The sequence below is a fragment of the Vibrio sp. Vb1127 genome, assembly GCF_033338735.1.
Lineage (GTDB): Bacteria > Pseudomonadota > Gammaproteobacteria > Enterobacterales > Vibrionaceae > Vibrio > Vibrio alginolyticus.
Genome location: NZ_JAWOTF010000014.1, coordinates 71,355 through 96,708, shown reverse-complemented (window position 1 = coordinate 96,708; position 25,354 = coordinate 71,355). Strand labels below are relative to the sequence as shown.

The 25,354-nt window shown below is 43.3% G+C and carries 19 protein-coding genes; 2 read left to right on the top strand and 17 right to left on the bottom strand.

What is annotated here, in order from left to right; genetic code table 11:
* Positions 1-547 precede the first annotated feature (547 nt).
* The 7 genes from R7H07_RS17595 to dusA all read right to left on the bottom strand — a co-directional run bounded on the left by R7H07_RS17595 (position 548) and on the right by dusA (position 7,614).
* A complete protein-coding gene (locus R7H07_RS17595) occupies positions 548-1,327 on the bottom strand; it encodes a phosphoadenylyl-sulfate reductase (RefSeq protein ID WP_005382748.1) in 780 nt (259 codons plus the stop codon).
* A complete protein-coding gene (cysI, locus tag R7H07_RS17590) occupies positions 1,320-3,056 on the bottom strand; it encodes an assimilatory sulfite reductase (NADPH) hemoprotein subunit (RefSeq protein ID WP_017821724.1) in 1,737 nt (578 codons plus the stop codon). The genes R7H07_RS17595 and cysI overlap by 8 nt, the downstream gene beginning before the upstream one ends.
* Positions 3,056-4,927 carry an assimilatory sulfite reductase (NADPH) flavoprotein subunit gene (locus R7H07_RS17585; protein ID WP_206959955.1) on the bottom strand — a complete coding sequence of 624 codons (1,872 nt, stop codon included), beginning with the start codon at positions 4,925-4,927 and terminating at the stop codon, positions 3,056-3,058. Before R7H07_RS17585 ends, cysI begins: the two co-directional genes overlap by 1 nt.
* A 117-nt stretch (positions 4,928-5,044) precedes the next feature.
* Complete coding sequence (locus tag R7H07_RS17580; RefSeq protein ID WP_005381264.1) at positions 5,045-5,275, bottom strand: hypothetical protein; 231 nt, start codon at positions 5,273-5,275, stop codon at positions 5,045-5,047.
* 157 nt (positions 5,276-5,432) lie between these two features.
* The gene (locus tag R7H07_RS17575) at positions 5,433-6,092 is read right to left on the bottom strand and encodes a TIGR04219 family outer membrane beta-barrel protein (protein WP_064368809.1); all 660 of its coding nucleotides are present in this window, start codon (positions 6,090-6,092) and stop codon (positions 5,433-5,435) included.
* A 98-nt stretch (positions 6,093-6,190) separates the two neighbouring features.
* Positions 6,191-6,406, bottom strand: coding sequence for an envelope stress response protein PspG (gene pspG / locus R7H07_RS17570; RefSeq protein WP_005381266.1), 216 nt, complete (start codon positions 6,404-6,406; stop codon positions 6,191-6,193).
* Positions 6,407-6,570: 164 nt separating this feature from the next.
* On the bottom strand, positions 6,571-7,614 hold the full coding sequence (gene dusA / locus R7H07_RS17565) for a tRNA dihydrouridine(20/20a) synthase DusA (protein WP_277987617.1): 1,044 nt from the start codon (positions 7,612-7,614) through the stop codon (positions 6,571-6,573).
* A gap of 97 nt (positions 7,615-7,711) precedes the next feature.
* Between dusA and R7H07_RS17560 the strand changes: the two genes are divergently transcribed.
* Positions 7,712-8,830, top strand: a complete 1,119-nt coding sequence (locus tag R7H07_RS17560; protein ID WP_000146090.1) for a tyrosine-type recombinase/integrase — start codon at positions 7,712-7,714, stop codon at positions 8,828-8,830.
* Positions 8,831-9,200: 370 nt separating this feature from the next.
* Positions 9,201-10,265, top strand: coding sequence for an Abi family protein (locus R7H07_RS17555; RefSeq protein ID WP_001143855.1), 1,065 nt, complete (start codon positions 9,201-9,203; stop codon positions 10,263-10,265).
* A gap of 122 nt (positions 10,266-10,387) precedes the next feature.
* Here R7H07_RS17555 and iteS read toward each other — a convergent pair whose 3' ends face one another.
* From iteS to R7H07_RS17505, 10 genes are all read right to left on the bottom strand, one after another.
* Positions 10,388-12,640, bottom strand: coding sequence for a S8 family anti-phage peptidase IteS (iteS, locus tag R7H07_RS17550; protein WP_001034302.1), 2,253 nt, complete (start codon positions 12,638-12,640; stop codon positions 10,388-10,390).
* A 6-nt stretch (positions 12,641-12,646) separates the two neighbouring features.
* Complete coding sequence (locus tag R7H07_RS17545; RefSeq protein ID WP_033838957.1) at positions 12,647-13,765, bottom strand: AAA family ATPase; 1,119 nt, start codon at positions 13,763-13,765, stop codon at positions 12,647-12,649.
* A 153-nt stretch (positions 13,766-13,918) separates the two neighbouring features.
* On the bottom strand, positions 13,919-14,467 hold the full coding sequence (locus tag R7H07_RS17540; RefSeq protein WP_001219760.1) for a recombinase family protein: 549 nt from the start codon (positions 14,465-14,467) through the stop codon (positions 13,919-13,921).
* Positions 14,468-15,093: 626 nt separating this feature from the next.
* The gene (traN, locus tag R7H07_RS17535) at positions 15,094-17,874 is read right to left on the bottom strand and encodes a conjugal transfer mating pair stabilization protein TraN (RefSeq protein ID WP_000233384.1); all 2,781 of its coding nucleotides are present in this window, start codon (positions 17,872-17,874) and stop codon (positions 15,094-15,096) included.
* Between the two features lie 90 nt (positions 17,875-17,964).
* Complete coding sequence (locus R7H07_RS17530) at positions 17,965-18,477, bottom strand: FlhC family transcriptional regulator (RefSeq protein WP_236111104.1); 513 nt, start codon at positions 18,475-18,477, stop codon at positions 17,965-17,967.
* Between the two features lie 34 nt (positions 18,478-18,511).
* On the bottom strand, positions 18,512-19,132 hold the full coding sequence (locus R7H07_RS17525) for a hypothetical protein (RefSeq protein WP_000128321.1): 621 nt from the start codon (positions 19,130-19,132) through the stop codon (positions 18,512-18,514).
* 150 nt (positions 19,133-19,282) lie between these two features.
* Complete coding sequence (locus tag R7H07_RS17520; protein WP_077672958.1) at positions 19,283-19,531, bottom strand: hypothetical protein; 249 nt, start codon at positions 19,529-19,531, stop codon at positions 19,283-19,285.
* Between the two features lie 89 nt (positions 19,532-19,620).
* Positions 19,621-19,962 carry a hypothetical protein gene (locus R7H07_RS17515; RefSeq protein WP_000608474.1) on the bottom strand — a complete coding sequence of 114 codons (342 nt, stop codon included), beginning with the start codon at positions 19,960-19,962 and terminating at the stop codon, positions 19,621-19,623.
* Between the two features lie 361 nt (positions 19,963-20,323).
* Entirely contained in the window at positions 20,324-23,782 is a 3,459-nt protein-coding gene (locus R7H07_RS17510; protein ID WP_206959956.1) for a conjugal transfer protein TraG N-terminal domain-containing protein, read from the bottom strand.
* Positions 23,779-25,149, bottom strand: a complete 1,371-nt coding sequence (locus R7H07_RS17505) for a conjugal transfer protein TraH (RefSeq protein WP_001232588.1) — start codon at positions 25,147-25,149, stop codon at positions 23,779-23,781. The genes R7H07_RS17510 and R7H07_RS17505 overlap by 4 nt, the downstream gene beginning before the upstream one ends.
* Between the last annotated feature and the right edge of the window lie 205 nt (positions 25,150-25,354).

The window sequence follows — 25,354 nt, the reverse complement described above, 5'->3', positions numbered from 1 at the left end:
GCAGAAGTAATGTTTGAATTGACTGTGCTGAATCTTTCGATTCAATGGTCACTTCGTATCATTGAAACCTAATTTGATACCGAGGTATCGAATTGGATTATCATCAACGAGTGCCCACACAGATTGATAGGTCTATATTGTTAAAGAGCAACTCTTCTTTGTGATTGACATCACTTCGGAAGAGGCGGCCATTCTAGCGATATAATTTATTGTGTCAAACACTTTCTTCAAATTATTTCGTTTTTCTTTTCAGCCTTATCAACTTCGCTTAAACCCTTGTGAGCCCTTGCCCTGTCGACGAGGAGGCATTATAGAGATCGCGCTCACATTGGCAAGTGTTATTTTTCAAAAATTGCAAAAATAATGGTTAAACGATGAGTTTTCGATCAAACCTTTATTTATTCAACTTTACCCCAAACTCTCACACAACTTATCCACAGAGTTGTTCTTTGAGACGTATTTTTCAAGTACCATAAATAAAGAAAGCTGCTTTGTTGCAGCTATCTTTATTAAACTTAACCTAAACTCTATTTAAAGAGCATTATGGCTATATGCCAGACCCATCTTGTTCAGAGCCATCATCTTCGTGTAGGCCACATTCTCGCTTTAAGCCAAAGAATCGAGTTTCTTCCTCTGACATTCCCGGCTCCCATTTACGAGTGGTATGTGTATCACCAACTGAAAGGTAACCTTCATCCCATAATGGGTGGTATTTAAGGCCGTGTTGTTCTAAGTAGTAATGAACGTCTTTATTAGTCCAATCAATTACTGGTAGAAATTTAAACACACCGTTCTGAATTGATAGAATCGGTAAACCTGCACGAGATTTACTTTGCTCTCGACGCAATCCAGAGAACCACGTTCCAACATTAAGCTCTTTTAACGCTCGACGCATCGGCTCAACTTTATTGAGCTTGTTGTATTTTTCAATTCCCTCTACACCCTGCTCCCATAATTTTCCATATCGAGCTTCTTGCCAATTCGCACTTTCTTTGGCTCGATAAACTTTTAAATTTAGGTTGAGAGCATCTGTCAGCTCATCGATAAATCGGTACGTCTCAGCAAACAGGTAACCAGTATCGGTTAGAATGACGGGGATGTCCGCTTTGGCGCGAGTAACTAAATGAAGCATAACCGCGGCTTGAATACCAAAACTAGAAGAAACCGCGAACTCGCCTTCTAGATTATCTAAAGCCCACGCTACTCTCTCTTGTGCTGAAAGCTTTTCGAGCTCGACATTAATTTGAGCAAGACGGAGGATTTGCTCCGTCTTTGTTAATGTCAGTAACTCTGTGAGCTCCAGCTTGGATGCTACAGAATCAAGCATGAAAGTCCCTCTTTGATACGAGCACTTCTTGGATAATGCCAGCACGAATAGTGAAATCGCCAAAGGCTTCGCCTTCTTCACGCTCTTTCGACCATCGAGCCACCAGCAGATCAATCTCTTCTAAGATTTGCTTATCCGTGATGTTCTCTTTATACATTTTTGGTACTCGAGTACCGGCACGGTTACCACCTAGGTGCAAGTTGTAACGACCCGGCGCTTTGCCAACTAGACCAATTTCAGCCAACATTGCGCGACCACAACCATTTGGACACCCAGTTACACGCAAAATGATGTTGTCATTTTCTGGTAGGTTGTGCTTCTCCAGAATCCCCTCCACATCAGTAACAAACTGAGGAAGGAAACGTTCAGCTTCTGCCATCGCTAGCGGACAAGTTGGAAAAGCAACACACGCCATTGAGTTCTTACGCTGTTCACTTACGCCGTCGTCCATTAAGCCATGTTCACGAGCGATCTTTTCAATTTTCGCTTTTTCGTTTTTAGGTACACCCGCAACAATTAGGTTTTGGTTCGCTGTCATGCGGAAATCGCCTTTGTGGATTTTGGCAATTTCAGCAACACCCGTCTTAAGTGGTTTACCTGGAAAGTCTAATAAGCGACCGTTTTCGATGAAAAGCGCTAAATGATATTTACCATCAATTCCTTCTACCCAGCCAATACGGTCACCACGTTCTGTGAATTCATATGGACGGCTTTGCTCAAACTTAACACCAGCACGTTTCTCGACTTCCGCTTTAAAGACATCGCTACCTACACGATCCAATGTGTATTTGGTTTTTGCGTTCTTACGGTTTGAACGGTTACCCCAGTCGCGCTGAGTTGTTACTACAGCTGCGGCAACATCAAGTGTCTTGTCCAGCGGAATAAAGCCAAAGTCGTCAGCGCGGCGCGGATAAGTTGATGTATCGCCATGCGTCATCGCTAAGCCGCCGCCGACCAGGACGTTAAAACCAACCAGCTTGCCGTTATCTGCAATCGCTACGAAGTTGAGATCGTTAGCGTGTACATCTACGTCATTTTGCGGTGGGATAACCACTGTAGTTTTAAACTTACGTGGTAAGTAGTTCTTGCCTAGAATCGGTTCGTCTTCTTCCGTGCTTTCTACTTTTTCACCGTCTAGCCAAATCTCTGCATAAGCGCGTGTTTTCGGAAGCAGGTGTTCACTGATTCTCTTCGCCCATTCGTAAGCTTCTTGGTGTAACTCTGACTCCACTGGATTAGTGGTACACAACACGTTACGGTTTACATCACCCGCGGTTGCAATCGAATCAATACCAATACTGTTGAGCGTTTGATGCATCAACTTAATATTCGGTTTTAATACCCCATGAAACTGGAACGTTTGGCGAGTCGTCAGACGAATACTTCCATATAAAGAGTGCTCCGTTGCGAACTTGTCGATCGCTAACCATTGCGTTGGCGTGATGATGCCTCCAGGCATACGAGCACGAAGCATCACATTATGTAATGGTTCCAGTTTTTGCTTTGTGCGTTCATTACGGATATCACGATCGTCTTGTTGATACATACCGTGGAAACGAATTAACTGGAAGTTGTCGGCAGTAAAGCCACCTGTAATACGGTCCTGTAAATCTTGCTCAATAGTGCCACGTAATAAGTTGCTTTCTCGCTTCAGGCGCTCGTTATCAGATAGCGGCCCTAACTCTTCACCTAATACAACCTGCTTATTATTGTCCGTAGAAAAAGTCATTAGTACACATCCCTCTGATAACGTTTCGCTTTACGTAGATCATTAATAAATTGTTCTGCATCGTCACGCGGCATCTTGCCTTCTTGTTCAGCAACGATAACCAATGCGTCGTGCACATCTTTTGCCATACGCGTTGCATCACCGCAGACATAGATATAAGCGCCTTCTTGGATCCACTGCCACACTTGAGCTGCGTTTTCTAAGATGCGATGTTGTACGTAAACCTTTTCTACTTGGTCACGACTAAAGGCAACATCCAATCGGCTTAGTACTCCTGACTTGAGATACTTTTGCCATTCCACTTGGTACAAGAAGTCTTGAGTGAACGTGCGATCACCAAAGAACAACCAGTTTTTGCCTTCAGCATCGCGGTTTTCACGTTCCTGAATAAAGCTACGGAATGGTGCGATCCCTGTGCCAGGACCAACCATGATAATTGGAGTGCTATCATCTTCCGGCAGTTTGAAGTTGTTGTTATGCTCAACAAATACTTTAACTTCATCTCCCTCTTCGAGACGCTGTGCTAAGAAACTAGACGCTCCACCATATCGTTTTTCGTCGTTTTGTTCGTACTCAACCAAAGCAACCGTTAGGTGTACTTCTTCATCGACCTCTTCTTGGCTTGATGCAATAGAGTAAAGGCGTGGAGTAAGACGACGAAGCAAACCAATCAATTCATCTGCGGTTAACTTGGTTTTCTTTTCTGCCAGTACATCAACGATTTGAGTATTTGCAGAGTACTCGCGAAGCTTATCTTTATCTTCAACTAACTTTTGTAGTTTCTTGCTACCGGATAACTCGGCAAACTTTGTGATGAGCTGTGGGTTAGATGTTGTGATTTCATATTTACTCACAAGAGCACTGTGGATTGACAAGCTTTCACCATCAACGTCAACAGTCTCAACCCCAGACAAACCGACCTTACCAAGAATGGCATTTGCAAGTTCCGAGCTATTTTCAAACCACACACCTAGTGCATCACCAGGCTGATACGTTAAGCCCGAGCCTTCTAAGTCGATTTCTATATGACGAACGTCTTTTCCAGAGTCACGGCCCGTGATTTTTTGACTGGTCAGTAACGTCGCAGTGTACGGATTTTGTTTATTGTAAGGAGAGTGCGCAGTCACAGCTTGACCCACAGGAAGTTGAACCACATCCGCTTCAGAGCCAGAAGACAGTGTATCTTTTACCTTGTCTAACGCATTCTTACGCCATTCAGTTGCAGGGGCTTCATAATCCACATCGCAATCAAGACGCTCGATAAATGGAGTCGCGCCTAGCTTTGATAAGTAAGTGTCGAAGTCTTTACCGGTCTGACAGAAGAACTCGTAGCTAGAATCTCCCAATGCAATAACACCATATTGCAGGTTTGGCAGCTTAGGTGCCTTCTTCGATTGCAAAAACTCATGTAGCTCAATGGCATTGTCTGGCGCTTCGCCTTCGCCGTTAGTCGATGCCACAATAATGACATGCGTTTCTTTGGCTAAGTTTTTACCTTTGTAATCGCTTGCATCAACAAGTTCGACTGCAATTCCTTCTGCTTTTGCTTCCTGCTCCAGAGCTTCAGCAACACCTTTAGCATTGCCCGTTTGGGAAGCAAAAATAATACTCAACTTACCTGCTGGCTTCGCTGATACGGCTGCCGTCGCTTGTGCAATTGGCGTTACCGCTGTGTTTGGTTGATTTTGAGCTAATCCCCAAAAATACCCACTGACCCAAGCAAGTTGCTGTGAAGACAACTCAGAGACAGTTTGTTGGAGTGAGCTAATTTGTTGGTCATTCAGAGGGCTTGCGATTGGAGGATTTCCTCCTTGCCCATTATTATCTTCAGACACATTCTTGTGAGAATACTCATTCTTTTGAAAAGACATTATCACGACATCCCTATTCATTGCGTGACGATAGAGTACCCACTCTCCTTAATAACAAGAAAGAATAGAAGTGAATGTTTTATAACTTTTTGGAAGTAAGAACGGCTTACTTTTTGCTCATCGATCTTCAATGCGGACTTGTTGAAAGCCTACTGCCATTGCCGATTTTGACGCAGTATCCAAATCTTCATAAAGACATTCTTCGCCGTGACTGTCCGTTAGAAAAACAAAACCACCGCGCGCATGTCTGAACTCTACAACCCAACCACCCTCTTGGATTGCAGGCTCAATAATCGCTTCGATAAGCTGATTTTCACGGAATAGATGTCTTAGTTCATTTATTGTCATCGCTATCCCTGCTTTAACTTTCACATTGCTCCTAGGTAAGCATGGTCTAAGTCAGCCAAATAGGGAGAAATTTCGATTAGATATAATGAAGTGATATAAAAAAACGCCGCTTATAAAGCGACGTTTTAAGTAAATCGAATATCTAACATGGCTGAATTTAGAACGCGTATTCCGCACTCACAAAGAAGCCGTTAGCAAAAATAAACTCTTTCCCTAGATCCGACATGAATTTATCGGACTCTAAATCAATCACACGGTAACCTCCACGAAAAGCCAGTCGAGCTTTTTCGAGCGGTACATTGTATTGAACACCTGCCATGAAATCGGTGCTTTTGATACCTTTGTTGTCACCAAAGTTTATCTCACCAATCACATCAAATTTTGTATCCGGAACTTGAATTTCTGCGTAGCCATACCAAGCCCAAATCAGCTCATCAAATTCTTCTACACGCCTGCTTGAGCCAGCATCAATATATTTAGTGTCACTTAAATTACTGAACGTAAGACCCGCATCAAAGTGCAATAAATCATGCTCTAGAACGTGGTAATACAAGGTTAAATCGAGCTTATCGAACCCCATGTAATTCGCATCAACACTTGAGTAACGAAGGCGCGCATTAGGGACGTATTTAACATCATGTTCAATCGCCGCGTAAAAAGTGCCTGTGGTACTGCTATCTCGTCTCGCTTCATTAACTTTAGTGTCGGCAGCCCATACCTCTGCGCCGACTTTTGTCGATACAGAGTACTCTGCAAAAACAGGAAAAGATACTGCCAACGATAATGCCGTTAAAGCGATGTTCGCTTTATTTGTCATGTAGTATTTACTCCGAGATAGCTGATATTCACGTAGAGGACGTGAGAGGAAATATACCATATTCTCACGCCTCTCCATCAACTAAATGATGTTACTCATTATTTATAGCGGGGCTGAGCAACGTAATTCTTGAAGAACCAAATACCCAATGCAATCACGATTAACCATGGTAATAGTTTGAGTACCGCTCCAACCATTCCCAGTAAAAACATCACAACTAACGCAATACCAGTTGCTGCGAATACGGTCATCATTGTGATCCCCGTAACCAACAAGGTCGCCGCAAAGACTAAAATAAAGATTAGCTCCAACATAATCACTTCTCCATTTGTTTTCAATAAACAGAGCAGTTTCCATACCAACTTACAGAAACGAAGTTAAGATTATGATTTTTAATAAAAAAACAAAGCCAGAGGCATTTCTGCACTCTGGCTTTATCATTCTTTAGTTGGTAATTTTAGCCATTCACTGGCGAATTTTACACATTCAATTCTTTTGGAATCTTAGCTAGCGCGTCTTGCAATACTTCTAGACCAGAACCTGGTTTGTGCGCATTTTCACTGATATGACGACGCCATTGACGAGCACCGGGCATGCTTTGGAACAAACCTAACATGTGACGGGTAATGTGACCAAGGTACGCACCTTTCGCTAATTGCGCTTCAATGTATGGGTACATCTCTTCAACAATTTCGCTGCGTTTCTTCACTGGAGCATTAGAGCCAAACAACTCTTGGTCTACCGATGCCAGTAGATATGGGCTTTGGTATGCTTCACGACCAATCATCACACCGTCAAGATGCTGAAGATGTGCTTTTGCTTCTTCTAATGATTTCACGCCACCGTTAATCGCAATCGTTAGGTGTGAGAAGTCTTGCTTCAATTGGTAAGCGCGTGGGTAATCCAATGGTGGGATCTCGCGGTTTTCTTTTGGGCTTAAACCACTTAACCAAGCTTTACGAGCATGGATAGTGAACTGCTCACAGCCACCCTTTTCTGAAACAATAGAAACGAAATCCGTTAGGAACTCGTAAGAGTCTTGATCATCAATACCAATGCGAGTCTTGACTGTTACAGGGATATCGACCACGTCTTTCATTGCTGCGACACAATCCGCAACTAACTGCGGTTCAGCCATTAGGCAAGCACCAAATCGACCGTTTTGTACGCGGTCAGATGGACACCCCACATTTAGGTTAATCTCATCGTAGCCACGCTCTTGCGCTAGCTTGGCACACGTAGCCAAATCTGCTGGGTTTGAACCACCAAGTTGAAGGGCTAACGGATGCTCTTCTTCGTTATAAGCCAGGAAATCTCCTTTTCCATGAATGATCGCACCTGTCGTCACCATTTCAGTGTACAACAGGGTTTCTTTGGTCATTAAGCGATGGAAGTAGCGACAATGACGATCAGTCCAATCTAACATGGGTGCTACGCTAAATCTCCCACTCTTTGACACATCAATATTACTAGACAAGTCTATATTTTGCAAAGAATTATCTATTTTCTGTTCTCGGTTCATTTTCAATTATTCTCAATCATTTTTCGCTATTGCGTGCCCCATATGTATCCCAGTATCATATGGGGCACGCATTCGAACAACTATCAAGGAACCATAGATGGCCAGCTTTACATTGGAGAGACGTAAAACCAGCAAAGGGGTACTGCGATATAGATGTGTTGTTCGATTAAAAAAAGGTAATGACGTAGTATATCGTGAATCTCGTACTTTCGGGAAAAAAGCCGACGCAAAAGCATGGGGGACGGCGCTTGTATCTAAACTCGAAACGCATGGCCTACCAGGTAAAACCCCAGAAGTTACTCTTCGAGAGCTGATCATCATGTACTTAAATGAACCTCACATTGCGAAAGGTATTGGTCGTTCAAAACGTTACGGTCTTAACATGCTAATTGATACAGAATTAGCGAAAATACAAGCGAACAAGTTGACCGTAGCCAACCTTGTTCAGCACTGTAAAGATCGTAATGACGCGGGAACAAGCCCTCAAACAGTGTCCGGTGATATTTCATATCTTCGCAGTGTTCTTAGAGCAGCAAAGCCAATTTTTGGTATAGATGTTAACGATTCTGTCGTACAGGAAGCTTACTATACTCTTTATCAACACAATCTAATTGCTAAATCAAACCGAAGAAGCCGACGCCCTGAAACGTCAGAGCTGAACAGAATCAAAGTAGAACTTCGGAGAAGACAAGAACATCGTGCCGCTCATATCCCATTTTTAGATATTCTAGATTTTTCTATTTTGAGCTGTATGCGGATTGGAGAAGTGTGCAAAATTCTATGGGAAGACGTAGACGAAGGAACTAGAGCTGTTAAGGTACGGGATCGTAAAGACCCTCGTAAAAAAGAAGGGAATCATATGTGGGTTCCACTTTTAGGAGAAGCCTGGGAAATCTTGAATAGACAGCCTAAAACTTGCGACCGTATCTTCCCCTACAACAGCAAAAGTGTTTCCGCAGGCTTCCAACGTGTAAGAAGCTCACTAGGGATCCAAGACCTTAGATATCATGATCTTAGGAGAGAAGGAGCAAGCCGTTTATTTGAACAAGGTTTTTCCATTGAAGAAGTAGCTCAAGTGACTGGTCATAGAAATCTAAACACACTTTGGCAAATTTACACTGAGCTTTTCCCAAATCGCGTGCATGAAAAATTCAATTCACTCCAAAGATTAAAACAACTAGATCAAGTCAGTGAAAAACCTCACAAGACATCATAAAAACACGATTTATTGAGATAAAACAAAAATAAAAGACGTCAGTTCATTTTCTAAAAGCGGACATTGAGGAACTAATCCAAGCTTAACCAATTAGAAGTTTGGACCTAATAAATAGAAACAGAGTGCAGTTAACAAGATGCAAGTAGGCAGGATAGGAAAGTTAGATCGAAAAAGGCTCCTAAAAGGAGCCCTTCGAAAATATCTCGCTAACGGGGTCTAAGACCAACCAGCTTCACACTGTACCGCGCTTTCAATCTAGTGACGTTTCCGTCGATAGTTGGATTCTAGCTAATCCCAGCCCTATGTCAAGTAGTTTGTTCACCGTCGGAAGTATAGGTATACTTTATCATCATCACAGCGGAACACTAATATGCCTGTAGAATCAATAATTAAAACACTATCAAGCCCTCGACTCTCTACTTACAAAAAGCCAAACTTATGCGATGCAAGCGATGAACAAAGCTTAGGACTATATGCGTGGAACAAACAGCTATCAGGTCTCTTTTATCCCGTGCTTCAAGTATTAGAAGTTTCTTTGCGCAATGCTATTAATAATGCTTACATCGAATATCATGAGAAGTTAGTCGAAGCAAGTTTTCAACAGCAAGATTGGACCAAAGAGAAAGCTAATATCGACCGATTTTGGTTTTGCAATTCTTATACAAATCAAAATAATCGCCCAGCATTTCAACAGATAACTAAAGCTAAGGGGGATTTAGTTAGAGAGGGGAAAGCTATTACACCTGATAATCTAATTGCAAAACTAACGTTTGGTTTTTGGGTACACTTAACGGACAAAAACCATCGTTCAAGCCAACCTCCTGCAAATCCTCCTATTATTGAGCTTTGGCCGAGTCTTAACAGTTTAGTTTTTCCATATGCTAAGGACTTAAACGGCACACCTTTGAGTATTAACCATATCAGCTCAAACTTATTCGAAATCAATAAACTTAGAAATCGTATCGCACATCATGAACCGATCTGGAAAGCAACAGATTTATTTGATTCCGATGACAGCATAAATACTGTTGTGGCACATTACGAACAGTGCTTAAAAGTCATCCGTTGGATCAATCCCAACAACTTAAAGTTGTTGTCTGTCATAGACAACGACAAACTGATGGGAATAGCCTGCTCTCAACATACGCTATGGCGAAGTAAAATGTTAGCATCGGGACTTCCTTCTGTTCCAGACATTATTGAATGGAAAGAAAGGCATGAAATCAACACCAGACGCCAGGGTGAAGTAGTTAGTGCAACGGCTGGCTATGCAATTATACGCTGCAAAAAGTCACATCAGGTATTCTACACCAACAAATCTATGCAGAAGAGACGGAAAGCTTGGCCTTTACCTGTTGGTATTGATGTAACTTTCATTCCCAAACCAGCCCCTGCTCAAGGCAAACATCCCAATGCGACTCAAGTAAAGCAATAAAAGCAAAAGAATGCAGCATTAAGACTGGGCTACGATTGAGTAGCCTGTCTAGGCTGCACTTCTCTTTACCTTTGCTTTTAACTACCTTAGACCTCACCCAAAAGGTGCTGCACATTACTCCGTTACTGTCTAACTCTCACATTAACATCTATATCATGCGTAACCCAGCCAGATTGGTTCATCTTCCTAATGGCTTCGTTATACACAGGTTGAGAAGGGTCCAAAGCCCTTAAACTAACAACTAATGATACACGCTGAGGTACTTCAGGCTTTTGTTCTTCTGCTCGTCGCTCGACCTTCAACTTCAAGCGCCATGTATCAATACTAACACCTTGCGGAAATATATGATGGTAAGCTTTGACAGGAGACCATTTAAAGCCATGCTCAATTCGTGACTTCTCATACAACTTACTTATATCCTTTGGTGCAGCAGGAACCCGAGAGTGGAACTTTCTTTTTCCCTCATCGTCTTTATCATAGCTTCCCATACCAGCATCTACATTTGTTCGGCAGTATTCCGATGCGTAGTCTTCATCAGTTATTGGAGAATAAACTAATGTCATAGCTATCTCCCCCTTAAACTTACCTTCATCAGTTAGCATGCAGTCCGGAATAGGAAAAGGATACCGTTCAAACTCAAAACCGCCATGTTTTAAGTCCGTTTCAAAAAACAGTGTTATACAATGAGGATCGCAATATAACATATCAACGATATCGGAAGGTTTACCAAAACCATGCCCATTTATAGAATCAGAGTTAACCTTAGGATTAGCTAACAAAGCAGAGTGTATGACTAAAGCTTTAATTCGCTCTGGCGGGATATCATCTACACTATGCCCTTTTAAATAATGAAGCAAAGAAGCCGCCTGGCTGCTTACAATCGGTGTGGCAAAACTTGTTCCTATTGACTCATAAATCATATTGTTTGGCCCCATGGACAAAACACCTGTTTGGGCAAAGCTCCCAGCTGCGGTATTGTTGCCCCCGTAATGAGTGACTTCTGGTTTAGGGATAAAACAGGGGCCAGGACCAATGCGAGAAAAAGGAGATGGCTCTCCCATTTTGACCAGGGTCGTTGGAGTATCTTTATGGGCAATACTGCCAACAGTCAAAGCTCTTATAGAGTCCCCTGGCGAAGATATTCTATTTAAAGTTGGAGCTTTTGACGTCGTTGGCCACAATGCGGCATCATTTTGGTTTCCCGCCGCGACAACAAATAAACAGCCATATTCATCATGCATTTCATCCAAAAAACGAGCAAAGTCAGAAAATTCACTACAACCTACAGGACAAGATGCTCCTAAAGATAAGTTCCATACTTTAACTGACGGATATTTAACTACCACTTCTTCAATTATCGCGACTAAATCTTCTTCTGAAACATTGGAGTTTTTTGGAAAAACATTAACATCAACAATTTTTGCCTGAGACATCGGAAAGGCAGGATCACTATGGTTTATACGGTGGCTATTCACTACCAGCCCTGCGACCATAGTTCCATGACCATAATCTTCCATACCAAGAGGGACATACGATTCTCTTGCAACAATCCAAGGGTCTAAAAGACTGCACTTCGGACAAACACCAGAATCAATTACGCCAACCACAGGGTAATCCTCTCCCACCAAAGGTGCGGGACAATGTTCCAAGTTAGCATTAGCAATAGGAGTAACCTGAAGATTCATATCTAAAGGAAAATACTCTGGCATAGGTGCAGCAGATCTTAACCCAACAAAACCCGCCAATTTTTTCTCTATTCCCTTGTGAAAGTCTACTGTTAATACTTCCTGTTTACCATAACGAACTCGGTTTACATTAAGTTCATTGTTACCAACAAACTCTGAAAAAGCTTTTTCCAATGACTCGTTTCTTTCTTGATCCTTATGATCAAATAGCTTTAATTTAACTTTTTTACTGTCATTTTTTAAAATACGGGAAATCCATTCACCTGCGATATAAGGTTCTATTTTTTCTATCGCTGAAATGTTTGCAGTTTGTTTTTTCGCCGTATTGTTTTTTATCCGACGTTGTAAAGCATCAAGTCCGGATTGTGTTGCACTAACTAATAGCTCACCGTAATCCATTGTACCGATAATTGGGCATGTAGTTTTGGAGAAAAGAGCTGTAGGACGATGAGACTTTGCTAGTGCTTCCTCTTTCAACGTAACTTTTGCCACTACAGGTAAGGTCGGCCACTTATTAAAAGACAACTTAAAGTAATCTGATACTTCCTTAACTTCTTTTGCAAGTTGTGCGCGTCTTTCCCTGCTTGCACCATCCCCGAATATTTTATCATTAGAGCTCATCGGGCCTGGAGGTCGATGATCAGTTTCACGAATCGAAACTACTTGAATAGGGTTGTCTTTTTTATTCATAAGCTCCTAGCCTTTTGTGGAAGTAATTTTTGAAACTTTTCCTACAGAAATCCCCAACAACGCGGAAAGGCGATTGACAGTAAATATTTTCTTATTCCTTTCCCTCAACTTTATAGCTTTTTCTTCTACACTTAACCCTGAGCGGATCACATCCTGATACATTTCACCAACCAACTTTAAAACCAGTGAATCTACACTTATTTGATCCTTTCCACTTATGATTGAATTACGAATTTCCGCTTTACAAGCCTGCTCAATTAAAGCTCCACTCATCCCATCAGTGATCTCAACAAGTGTTTTAATATTCGCTGGACAATACTGTCCAAGAAAACCATGAATTAACTTCTCTCTGGTATCGATGTCTGGAAGAGGGATTTGAACTCTGTATGCAAAGCGTCGCCAAACTGCTGGGTCTAGTAAATCTTCATGATTTGTTGCCGCAAGCAAAATGGTTCCCTCTGGTAGAGCGTCTATATTTTGCAAAAGGCTAACAACAACTCTCTTTAGCTCACCTAGCTCATGCTGATCGTCTCGCGCTTTAGCAAAAGCATCAAATTCATCTAAGAATAATACACATGGTCTCTGCGCTGCATGATCAAATAAGCTTCTCAAGTTTTTTGCTGTAGACCCCAAAAATGATGATATTAGAGTATCTCCTCGTGCAGTAATCAAAGGTAGACCCAAATGAGCAGATATGTACTTAGCTAATTGAGTTTTTCCACAGCCTGGAGGACCATATATAAGCATTGACGGTGTAATGCCAACGCCCGCATCAGCTAATAAGTGCGCTTTATCAATAAAAGATAAAAACTCACTTACAGATTGCTCAACAAACGTTGGTAGTTCTATAGATATATCATCGATACATGGGTAAGTTTCATCACCTAGAGTCAAGCGACTATCTCTATCAACAGGTAGAATCGCGCCTTGCATGTTTGCTACAGACGTCGAAGACAGTCCGGAAGCAGACTGAGAAGATAGCTTCTTTCTTATGTTCTTAGCAGGCCTATCCATCCCTTCTTTTTCCATCTTATCTGCAAGCAACTCTGCATATGCAATAACTTGAGAGGAGTTGCTTTTAACTCCTCCCTCAATAATTTTCAAAATTTCCGGTATGAACAACATCTCAATCACCTTAAGTCTAATGTTCAGATTAGAGCATAGCTGAAAAAAAATATCAATAAGTGAAATTAACACCGTCAATATGAAAAAAAACAAAACAAAGATGAAACAAAACCCAAAAATCATGAAATTTAACAGTAAGAAATGTCGTACACGCTACTGACCTAAGTACTTATTCAATGTCGGTCTACTGACACAAAAATGCTCTGCAACTTCCGTTTTTGTTACAGTAGGATCAAGCAACATAGCCTGTGCCTTGCGAACATCAGCGCTACTCATTTTTGCTTTCCGCCCCCCCTTTCGGCCACGCGCTCGGGCCGCAGCTAGACCAACTTTGGTCCGTTCCGAGATTAGGCGACGTTCAAACTGAGCAATGGCTCCTATCATATGGAAGGCCAGCTCTCCTGTTGCTGTCGTTGTGTCTATGTTCTCACTCAGCGATATGAACTTAATCCCTCTCTGATTGAAACAATCCAGTAGCTCGATGAGATCCTTTAAGCTACGTCCCAAGCGGTCAAGCCTCTGAACTATCACCACGTCACCATTCCGCACAGCATCTAGCAATCGCTCTAGCTCGGGCCTCTCTTTCGATTTTCCGCTGATGTGCTCGCTGTAGATCCGCTCACAACCAGCTAACTTGAGCGCATCGATCTGAGGTGAGGTATCCTGCTCGTCAGTACTGACACGTGCATAGCCAATTCTCATAGCCCCTCCTGTAAACTTAAGCACCCTTATTTTTACATTGATTAATTTACGGATTTATTTACAAGAAACTTAGCTTTCTTGAGGAAATGAGAAAGAAGCCTATCCTGGAAAGAAAACCCTCGTTTGTTTTGCAAGTCAGCATTGTTGACTCAAATGAATCAGCGACCGGTACAGTTACCCCAAGGAGTTGGTGTACCGTTTTGTCGCGAATCGGTACAGTTTCACCAAACTAGGTATAAGTCCAAATATCTCGAAGTTGCTTAAGCTACAAGGGGTGGTATAAATTCCAGCCACAAGTAAATGCTGAAAACTGTACCAGCCAGACGGTACAGTTAAAAACGGTACACTTGGTACTGCCCCTAATTAACTATAAGCAACTGAACTTATTAACTTACCGCTTGAAAAGATATCGAGTAGGGTTGCCGAAAACAACACGATACCTAACTCTAGAGATCATTTAGAGACATCCCGTTTCGGCTTACTTTGGTAGTGCCCTGCGTACCAAAACACCCCCCCAACACTGGCGATCGTGGCGATAAGACCAATCAACCAAATCCATAATTCCATAGTTCCCCCTTTGCCTGCACTAGTCATTTCAGAGTAACACAGACGCATATCTATAATTGTTAGTTCCCAGCTCCTTTGTCCAGCAAGATTGAATCCGCTATATCCTTACGAACCTTTTCCAGATCAACTCCCTCTAGGCGAGCATGAACTCTATCCTCAGCATTCAAACGAGTGCCATCGGTATTAAAAATACTCCCAGCACCAGTTAAGCTATCAAGGTCAATCGCAGATGACTCTGGAAACTTACCATTCGCCTGTAACAATCCTAACCATTCATCGAGGTTTACTTGCTCCCAGTCAACCTCAGCCAAACGGTTCAAAGGAATGCCGTCACATTGAGGAGCCTTCGCAGAACCCCAACTCAGCCCCAACTGCGGTCTGATTTGTTGCTGGATAATTTTTGATAATGGCGAACTGAAACAACAGTAAGTTTGGCGCTTCTCGATACAAGCACCAAGCACTTTTGTTTTGCAATATGACCCAACCTGATGGCAACTATTCAAAGCTCTTTTTGCATTAAGCTCAAATTCTTCTTCTTCACATTTCCACACAATCTGAATGATCATCATTGCCACTACGTAAGCGGTATATGCGGCCATAATGCCGCTGAGCATACTCGCCGCTTGTTCTCCGACTATTTGTTCCATCATCCCCTCGGGTGCATCAACAGCAACACCTGTGCTCCCCGTAGCAGATGCATTACCAAGAGCCTTACCTGTAATTTTGGCGATTTCATCCTTTAACGCTTGGATAGCCTCTTTAGCTAAGTCGGTTATTGGCTTAGTAAAGTTATCAATAGCACCTGTAATATTTTCCATATAAGACGTGAAAGGTTTCGTTATCTCTGTCCACCCACTTATAGCAGGATCACGGATAGCCTGATATGCACCTTTTATTGCACTGCCATCTTGAAGAGAAAGAATTGCACCGTCCAGTTTCGGCACTGACATGATAAGTGTGAGATAATCCCCCATCGATAAGCCGCTAGGCTTTTCACAACAATCCTGAGCACCGCCAACCGCTACCTTACACTCGCCTTGATCACCGCTAAACGCTTTACAATATGTGTTGTTCTCTCCTGTAATATCTTCACAGCTCATATCCTGAGTCATGAACTGTGCCGCATTTAACAATGCAGAAGCTCTTGCAAAATCAGCACTCTGAGTTTTGTTTATATCAAGGCAATCATCCCCCATACATCGGATTGGCCCACCACATGAATACTCGGTTTCTTTTTCTAAGCTAGGTACTTCTACATCGTAACCACAATCATATTTCTCTTCATGCACATAACAGTTACCTTGTGAGCCTCTCGCTCCATCAACACACTCTGAGCTAATGAAACCACATTGGGGGTTATCTTCATATTTTTTACACTGCTCAATATCTTGGTAATTTTCCAGACATTGCTCGTTGCCATCTTTATCGAACCAACAAGTTCCTTGCCCCTGGTTAAATGAACATTCTAATTGTGAGACATCTACTCGTGCAGCTAACTTCGGTACATTGGGCAAAGGCGGTTCACCAAGTAAATTATAAACAGGATCGCCTTTACATACTTGGAAGCCAGAAAGCATTACGCACGTATCATCATTAGATGGTGAAGCACTATAAGAACCCGTACAGAACTCCTCTAATGAAGCAATCCCATTCTCAATGCAACTTTGAGGCGTCCATCTATCGGAGACAACGGTAAGATTCTGCGCAAACTTTAAAAGTAAAGGCCCTGAGAAGTAATCAGCTAATGGTGTACCAATGCTCTTTACTTCCCCACTGTTGTGAAAAGAAAAAAGCTCTACTTGATTTGAAGCTAGTGCAGAGATTGCTGCTGACTTATTTCCAGCGGAATCATCGTTCCCCACTAACACAAGAACCTTTCGAATATCCCCTCCACGCCATTGGTAATGATTCGCAGCCCATGTAATAGCATCAAATGGGTAAGTAGGTGCGCTAGCTGCATTCACGCCATCTAGCCAAGTTTTAAAAGCGTTAAAATCCGGAGTCAATTCCACACGATTAAAGATATAATCACTGTGCCTGTAAACAGCACCTCCAAGCCTTAAATCATCACTACCATCTTGTGTTAGCAATTGAGCAAAAGCCCCTACGTTGTTCCTTAAATCGTGAATGACCCCACCCATTGAACCCGAATTATCAATAAGAAAGACAATATCAGCTGGCTCTGCGGCAATCTCTATCGTATGAGTGATAGCACAGTTACCTTTAGGCTTATACAGTCGGTCACATGTATAATAATCAGGCACATGTGACTTAATGGTTTTATCTTTGATAATGGTTTCAGCCGAACAATCCCCAAACCCCTCGGCTATTATGTCGATATTGTCGTAGGTCTCTCGGCTAAGATTCATCAACGGATCATTGCTGAAATCGGGCTTGGACTGGTTCGTGGCATCGAGGAGAACCTTATAAGCAGCTCCAGAAACCGAAGGGTTATCGCTGTTAGCATCATGCCACAGGGAGCTTTTAGTGTTGCTCCCTACATCATCCATCCCATCACTGGAGTCCCAGATATTTTTCAGGGCGTCCACATTAGGTTGTGTACCGTCTGCAAAATAGTCACTTAACGGATCATCGTTCTGGCCTGATGTGCCAGGGAAAAGATCATTCACATTGATGGCTTCACCGCCGCTAAAGTGAACATTGCCAGCCTCATATGAGGGCTGCTCAAACTCTGCGGCCATTTCAAGACCAAAATTTTGAGCTTCTCGACCAGTCTTAGCAGGATTTGTTGGTTGATTTGTATATCCGTGGGTTGGCAACAGTGACATTGTGACAATAAGCACACACGAGATAAACCTTGATGTGGGGTGATGAACCATAGATGATACCTCCGTTTTCAATGGTTCATGCTATTTCAGTATTTAAAATTCTTACGCACCTGTAATTGCCCATTTGGGGTGTATTTGGCATCAAACTGTCGTAATCGTTGCTTCTTTTTTTGTGCTACTAGCTTGTGGTGAGCTTAAGCAGAAAGGGCAATTCACAGATGTTCGTTGATTCACTGATGTAAAGTAATTGCACTTACAGCTAGGACATGTCTCTATCATCGCTTCACCAGACCGCAGCTCTTGGGCTAAACACCATGCGTCTGTAATATCTAGCATCTGCCAGCGCGCTCCATGCATACCAAGCGTTTCACTTCTGACTGCGCTGTAAAGTTTATACGCAGAATGAAGAGTATTGATGTTGATAGATCGCAATGCTGCTTTTCCTGTGATATTAAAATAGAGCTGCATTAGCAGTGATGCTTCTATCTTTGAGGTGTGACTATGGATAATTGTTGCACCACCACGAACTTTGTGGCTCTTCCTACGGATCGTAAGTCCTTCATCTTTGAGTTCTTTGTATAATCTGCGAATCTGCTTATAAGTGAGCCCGGTTTCGATCATGATAATTTGGCTTATGTAGCCTATGAGTGCCATATTCCTAGCTATGCCCCATCGTGACAAGTTACTGTTACAGCTCATATCTGCCTCCAGTGCTTAAAGATTGTTGATGTTTTTTTAAGATGAGATGAGTAACGTGGCATTCGTCACTCTCCAGAATTTCTTTCACCAGTTCGGGAGAGAAACGGATTACGAATGGCATATCCTTGTCACAGGCTAAGCTACGAAGCTGGTTGTCGGTGGCTGCGGCCACCGATTTGGTTAGGGATGTAGTTACATCAAATATCTGGGCTGCTATGTCCGTATTGTCATGTGCTATTCGGCCCATGAGCAGCCAATAGGCGGAGCTGAGCCCTGCATCCTGATTATTTATAAGGCTGACGTGATCATAGTGACCTTCTAGGTACTCGATGTAGTCCTTTTCACAACCAGAGAGTTTGAAGGAGATTATGGCACCAGATGACAACAGTTTGAGTTGACTTTCGCTTGCCGAAGCCAAAGCGGCCACAGTATCCAATGGAAGAGAAAATTGCTCGGAGACTTCTTTCGGATAAAGGCTGGACAGGCTTTTCAAAAGCGTCCATAGACACAGATCAAATTCAAATACGTTTTCATTAAATCGGGCTACGCCAAAACTCTTTTGAGCATGATCTATCATTTTCGGAATCAAGGAGCTGCTATTACATGTCATTGAAACGCTCTCCTCTATCAGTTTTTTCTGACTAAGCTAGGACGAGCAATAAACAGTGCTGTAACAACGGCCGGAAACGCTAATGCATATAACCATTGCTTTGTCTCAATACCGCTGAATGTTACAGTTGCTGCTACACCCAGCGTATAGCTAACTCCTACCCAATAAATTAACCTCTTCATTATTTTCATCCTTTAGTAATACGACAAATTTTTCACACCCTAGCTGTTCCAAATATTTTTTAGCTGTCTCAATTTTCAATTCGCGCCTACCTCCTCTTTTTGAAATAAGAATCTCAGCGTTAACTTCAATCTGAAAATAGTTTTTTCTGACTTCCCTCAGAATTACAATTTCAACTTTGTTCTGACGGAACATTTTTAATAAATCAACATGTTTCATAAATAACCTAGATATAAATTTATACTTTCCCGTTTGAGGGTCAAGTGGGAGTTCAAAAAACACACATGATATTTTTTTATGAAATCATTTTATGGTCTTTTAATTTTATAGTCCGATCTTATTTTGTCTCTTAAAACTAAGCATTCTTCATTCTCTTTCACTATGATGAGAAATAATTTCTCATACTCCTTTGAATACAAGAGAAAAGGATTCCGTCTTTGTCCAGCGATGATAGTCGCCCGAACATGTATCATCGACAATATAGACTGTGTTTTTTCCAACATAAGCTCTAGGGCTTTCCCGCTTACCACAATCACTTTTCCCTCATATTCAAGCGATACTCTTCCTACAAGCCAGGGACCTCTCCCCCTGATCATTTGTATTTTAAGTTCTTCAAGTAAATAACCTAAATCTCTATCTTTATTTATCATCTAAATTCCTCCACTCGCATTGACAAAAATAAATTCCATGTTAAATGTCAATTAGGGACATCTAAATTAATAGAGGATCAGTAATGTTCAGAGAAACAATTAAGTTTTCAGCCTTCATGGCTGCTTTGTTCTTTTGTGTCAAAGTAGCCGGAATTTTGGGTCTGATTGTTTTAATCATTGCCGTGTGCTTCTATGCACAATGGCTCAATGGCCGCTCAGCATCTTCAATACTGAATGTTAATAATATTGAAAATAGATACACAACAAACAGTCTCAGAGACACTCAATCTTGGTCATCAAGCTACTGTTACGGACCGAATGAGCACCCATACGATCCGCACATTAGCTCAGTTGAAAGAACCTACTGACCTCTGCTTACACTCATATATCGCGCCACTGGATTAAGATACCCAGCAGCTTGATCTTTACCCGCGTCTGCGGAAGTCTGGATGATGTCGCTCATACGGTCAGCAAGTTCAGTGTCGCCAACCTCAGTTCGCATCTGCTCCCTCAAGTTGGCGACTTGCTGATCATCCCCTGTCAATGAAGCCGCGAACAACTGAGCACCTGTTTGATTGAGCCCGGCTTCGGCCCCGGCAACCGTAGCCATACTCCTAAACTCATCACCATATTGCTCAACAAACTGTTCCGCAGCTTCAACACTGTGTTCACTAGCAGCAGCCAATGCTGACGCAAAAAACATCCCTCTCTCCTGGAGACTCATTCCTTTAGCTGCTTCGGAGAGATCCGATTCACCAGTCAGCCACTCTTTAGCTGCGTTGTATCCTGATACGCCCGCTCCCATAATACCGCGACCAAGGGAAGCCATTCCTGTTAATGCCTTACCTGCAACCCCCCATTCCTGCTCAACGTATTCATCACCACGCTTAGCATCTTCAATGAATTGATCACGCTGCTCAGAGGTCATACTGGCAAGACGACCCATTGAACTTCCAAAATTATCAGAGAAGCCATCTACAGCAGCTCCTGCTCCACCAAATAATTTCTCGATAAATCGGCCAGCTCCTTCGGCTGTAGCGAAAACCTGAGATGAAGTTGAGGGAGCAACATCATTAGCCATAATGCGGTTGCGTAGCTCCCCTAAACGTTGCCCTGTAAAATCGCTCCGATTTTGACCGTGTTGCGCGTTTACGTTATCCAGGTTCTCACCGTGAGCGGCATAAACATCGCTATCTCCTCCGGGAAGATCCGTTTTAGGTTTGGCTTTCTGCTCAGCTGTCATCAATTTAGGGGCGTTCAAGTTTTTCTCCCCTTGGGTGATTAGTGTGCTATCTATTTGGGGAGCCCCGCTATCTAAATGGCTGTGCCTTTGCGCCTCACTGGCATTTGCAATCGGGTTTTTAGCTCCAATTGTTCCTGCAACAATTTCCGCTGCCTGAGTTCTATGTTGCAAATCTTCTGAGTTAAGCATCGCATACAGAGCCCCACCCACTGAAGCCCGGTCTCCGTCCATACCAAGACCTTTATAATGTCGTGCTCGATTAGTTGCGGCCTGGCGTAACTCACTAGGAGCCTGCCGCATGTATTGGCTCAAATTCGCCATTGACGCCTGATCACTCAAAACCGATCCAGCAATAGCTTGCATGTCTACTGACGTCACACTGCCCAGCACTTCTTGAGCACTTGCTAATCGCTGATAGGTATCCTGAGCAGTCAGCATCTGGGAGGCAGTATGAGTCAGTCCACGACGCTGATCCTCACCAACAGACTCAGTAAACCGCTGCGTTTTATCGTCACTAATCTGATTAGCAACATCATTGGTCAGTGCTGCTGTATCATCCTTGGAGAATCCAATGTCATTAGCAATTCGATCCAAATCCTTCGTCATTTGAGTTCTTGCGGCAGTTGAGCGGGTTTCAGCATTTGCACTGAGGTCTCCTCTCATATCTACAGGATTTTCTGCTCCAGCCGCTTTAGCAGCTTTTCTGGCAACCGAACCAGCTGGCCCCATTAAAGTTGAAACCAACTTTCCTGCATCCACGCCAGCACTCATTCTGGCACCAATCGCACCAATAACTGCGTTGGTCTGAGATCCATCAAGGCCATGCTCTTTAGCGTACTGTTGACCAGCATTCACTATCGCTTTGGCTTGACTGCTATCAGATGCCCTCAGCATCTGCCCAAAACTCTGGAGTCGTTGATAGGACTTGTCAGCACTATTCCCAGAGAAGAATGAGTTCGAGAGCTGATTCTGAAAAGCGTCTTGGGCAACCGCAGCTCTTGCATGTCCACTGCTTACCATTTCAGAAGACATTTTAGAGAAATTCATTTTATCAATTAGGCCATTAGCACCTCCCTGTAAGCCGCCCTGAAGAGCATTGAAAGCGTGGGCTGGCATTTGTTGGGCTAACGGCGCAGGTTGCAGTAAGTCAGGGGAAGAGATCTTCTCATTGATATGATCACCACCACTCATGCGGCCAGCCAGAGAGTTCAGTGAGTAAATTGACCCAGAAACAATGAACAAAGTAAGGACTGGTATGGCAGAAGCCATCATTCCACCTACAGCAAGATCATTGCTCATCATATCCGTTACGTGAAGAATCCCCTCGAAGCTTGTTGGATCACCGCCAGAAGTGATGTAGTCCTGTAAGGAGGCAGTGCTGCGATTATAGATAAAGAGATTCACCACAGCCAAAACTGGCATCCATAGCTGAATCCAGATCAACGTCATAAAGTATTTAAAGACCAGTTGAATCCCCATCATTCCCAGCACGATGAGCAGCCCCATTAGCGGCACAATGGCGTATACCAGAGCTTCGATAAATGTCAGCATCGGCCTGACAACAGTAGCAAATACCGATTGCTCCGCAGTCCACTGAGTATTTCGCTGCTGCACCGCCTGCTCAATCATCAGTGAGGCAGTCCCTTGCTGTATGGACTCGTAATATTGCCCCATGCCCTCGGTTAGCACCGGGGTTAGGATCGCTGCCTTAAGCATGTCAGAGCTAATGATTCCTGTTGCCGACAGGTCATTAAGCGCGTTGTTTGTTTCCGCCACAGGATTAACGCCACTTGTACCAGCGACAGTCAGACCCAGTAGGTAATTGATCGATTCATGAGAAGTTCCAGAGTCGAATGCCGTATCCGTGGCAACCATTAGATCAGTCCAGGCGTCAGTACAATTTGGAGTTGTCGACCCACTAGGTGACACAAAAATCTCAGTACCATAGACCGTTGACGAAAAGCGCAATGCCTCGCGCCAGGTCAGATTCTTCAAATTCGATTCGGATACGTCAGCCAACTGATAACGGATAGCGGTACAGTCAGCAACGTAGTTTCGCCAGCTACGCTGCATGTCTGCTGAGCCACCTCCGACAGCACTATCCCAGCTAGCCCAGAGTGCGGCATTTCCCGCAAGCTGGCGTTGCGCACTGATCAACTCTAATGAGGACAGAAACCCTTTCCGCGTTATCTGAGGTGTAATAGTCGCAAACCCGGTCTCGAACTTGTCGGTCAGGACATAGCCGATATTCGAGATCATTCCCCCAATCGCGGCTGGTCCCAAGGGTACGTTGGCAACAACACGGACATCACCAGTGTAGGCATCCTCGATTTTGACCAGAGCTGATGCCCCGAAAAACATTGCATATACAATCCAGCCGATAAGCACCTGCTGGATCTCAATACCACGCCCTCCCTGTACTACCCCCTTAACGCACACAATAACCACGGACACCAGAAGACCGATGGAAGCCATTTTAGTGAAGTCATTCGTCCCAGTGATCATCGCAACGGCAATCAGTACCTGCTCTAGTAGTTCCGAATCACCGATGCTATAAATCGTAAACTCAGGCATCATGCACCTCCCCTAGAGCTGGTGAGGCTGAGACGTTGCGCCTGAACATTTTTTATGATTTGGTTGTAGCGAGTCACAATCTCACTGACTGAACCGTACTGCTCGACCATCTGCCGATGTTCGTTCTCGATGTTTATACGCGCTCGCTCTAACTGACCCATTACCTCATTTTTATGCGGTGAGTCGGCATTAGATACTGCTAATTCTGCCGCGGAAATCATCTGTGTCGCTAGGTCGTACACGATCGCATTGGCAATAACAGTAGCACTTTCATCTGCAAATGAATTAGCAACACTGTCAGAAAGAGCAGCCAAGTTACGAATAATTGTGCCTACTGAGGCTGGAAGGTTTGTGATCAGTGCTTGCTCATCGGAAGTGATTGGACCAATATTACTTCTATACTTGAAAATGATTCCTGGTCGAGAATCTGTTCCTGTGAGCGCTTCATAAATTTTTTGACGAACGCTAGTTAAGGTGACAGTTTTTCTCGCTGGAGCCAAGCAATCATCGTCACACTCATAGATTTTAACTTGACCGCCGCCTACAAGATCTGAAAGGGAGACTAAGCCTCCTGGGAGGCGTGAGACAGGGTTGGTATCACCTCCACTGGCATCTGCCACCAAATCGCCAACGATCACCGAACCAGTAAGTGAAAGCATCGCCTCAAGCAGGGCAGTGTCACCATATTGAAACCAGGTACTTACAGAGTTAACTTTCAGTTGCTTCCAAACAATATTACCGATCATTTCTTGATATTTGGTTGGATCGTTATTCTTCAATTTCCGTAGTGGAGTTTCCCCGTCTTGTTCTTGTACCGAACCGAACATATCGTCATAAAGCCCAGCCCCCGTTGCCTTTATAGATGCCTTGGTTTTATGCTGAATATCAAATGCTGACGTCGCGTCATTAACAATCCCTTGCGCCAATTGGCAGCTATTCGCTAAGTGCTGGTTTAATGCTTGAACCTTTTTCTGAAAGTTCTCCATCCACTTCGCTCCATCCGGGAAAACGTTATCCAGAGCCAACTGGAACGCATAACCTTTCGCGTTGGCCGCAACTGCTCGCATCATCGTGACTAGCTGCTCAGCGTTAATAAATGAGAACGACCCGCCAAACATATCAACCCCACCACATCCCGCCTTCCAGGATGGTGGAGTAAAGGAAACAAGGTTCTGCTCATAGATGCGTGACTTAACGGTATAGCGCCCCCCAGTGAAGACTCCGCGACGCTGTGACTCATGAACACCAGGCAAAGTGGTATTGCTCATTTCATTGAATAAGCGATCCATTTCAGACTGTAGTCCCCCGGCGGAAACCGGGGCGGTTACTGTCGATGCAGCGATAATCGCCGCCAAAATTGTTTTCCGCATAATAGAAACTCTCCATCCGAATTTGAGTTTCTATTTTCTCAATCATTAGCGCTATTCCTTAGCGCTCTAATTGCCCACTTTGGGAGCAATCGGGATTAACTTTAAATTGTTCTTTCGTGACAGGTTAAAAACATTTGAAAAAGCCACTTTCTTAGACTTGCGTTTATGGTTTTCCATGAGATGTTATATATGAAATAAATCTCAC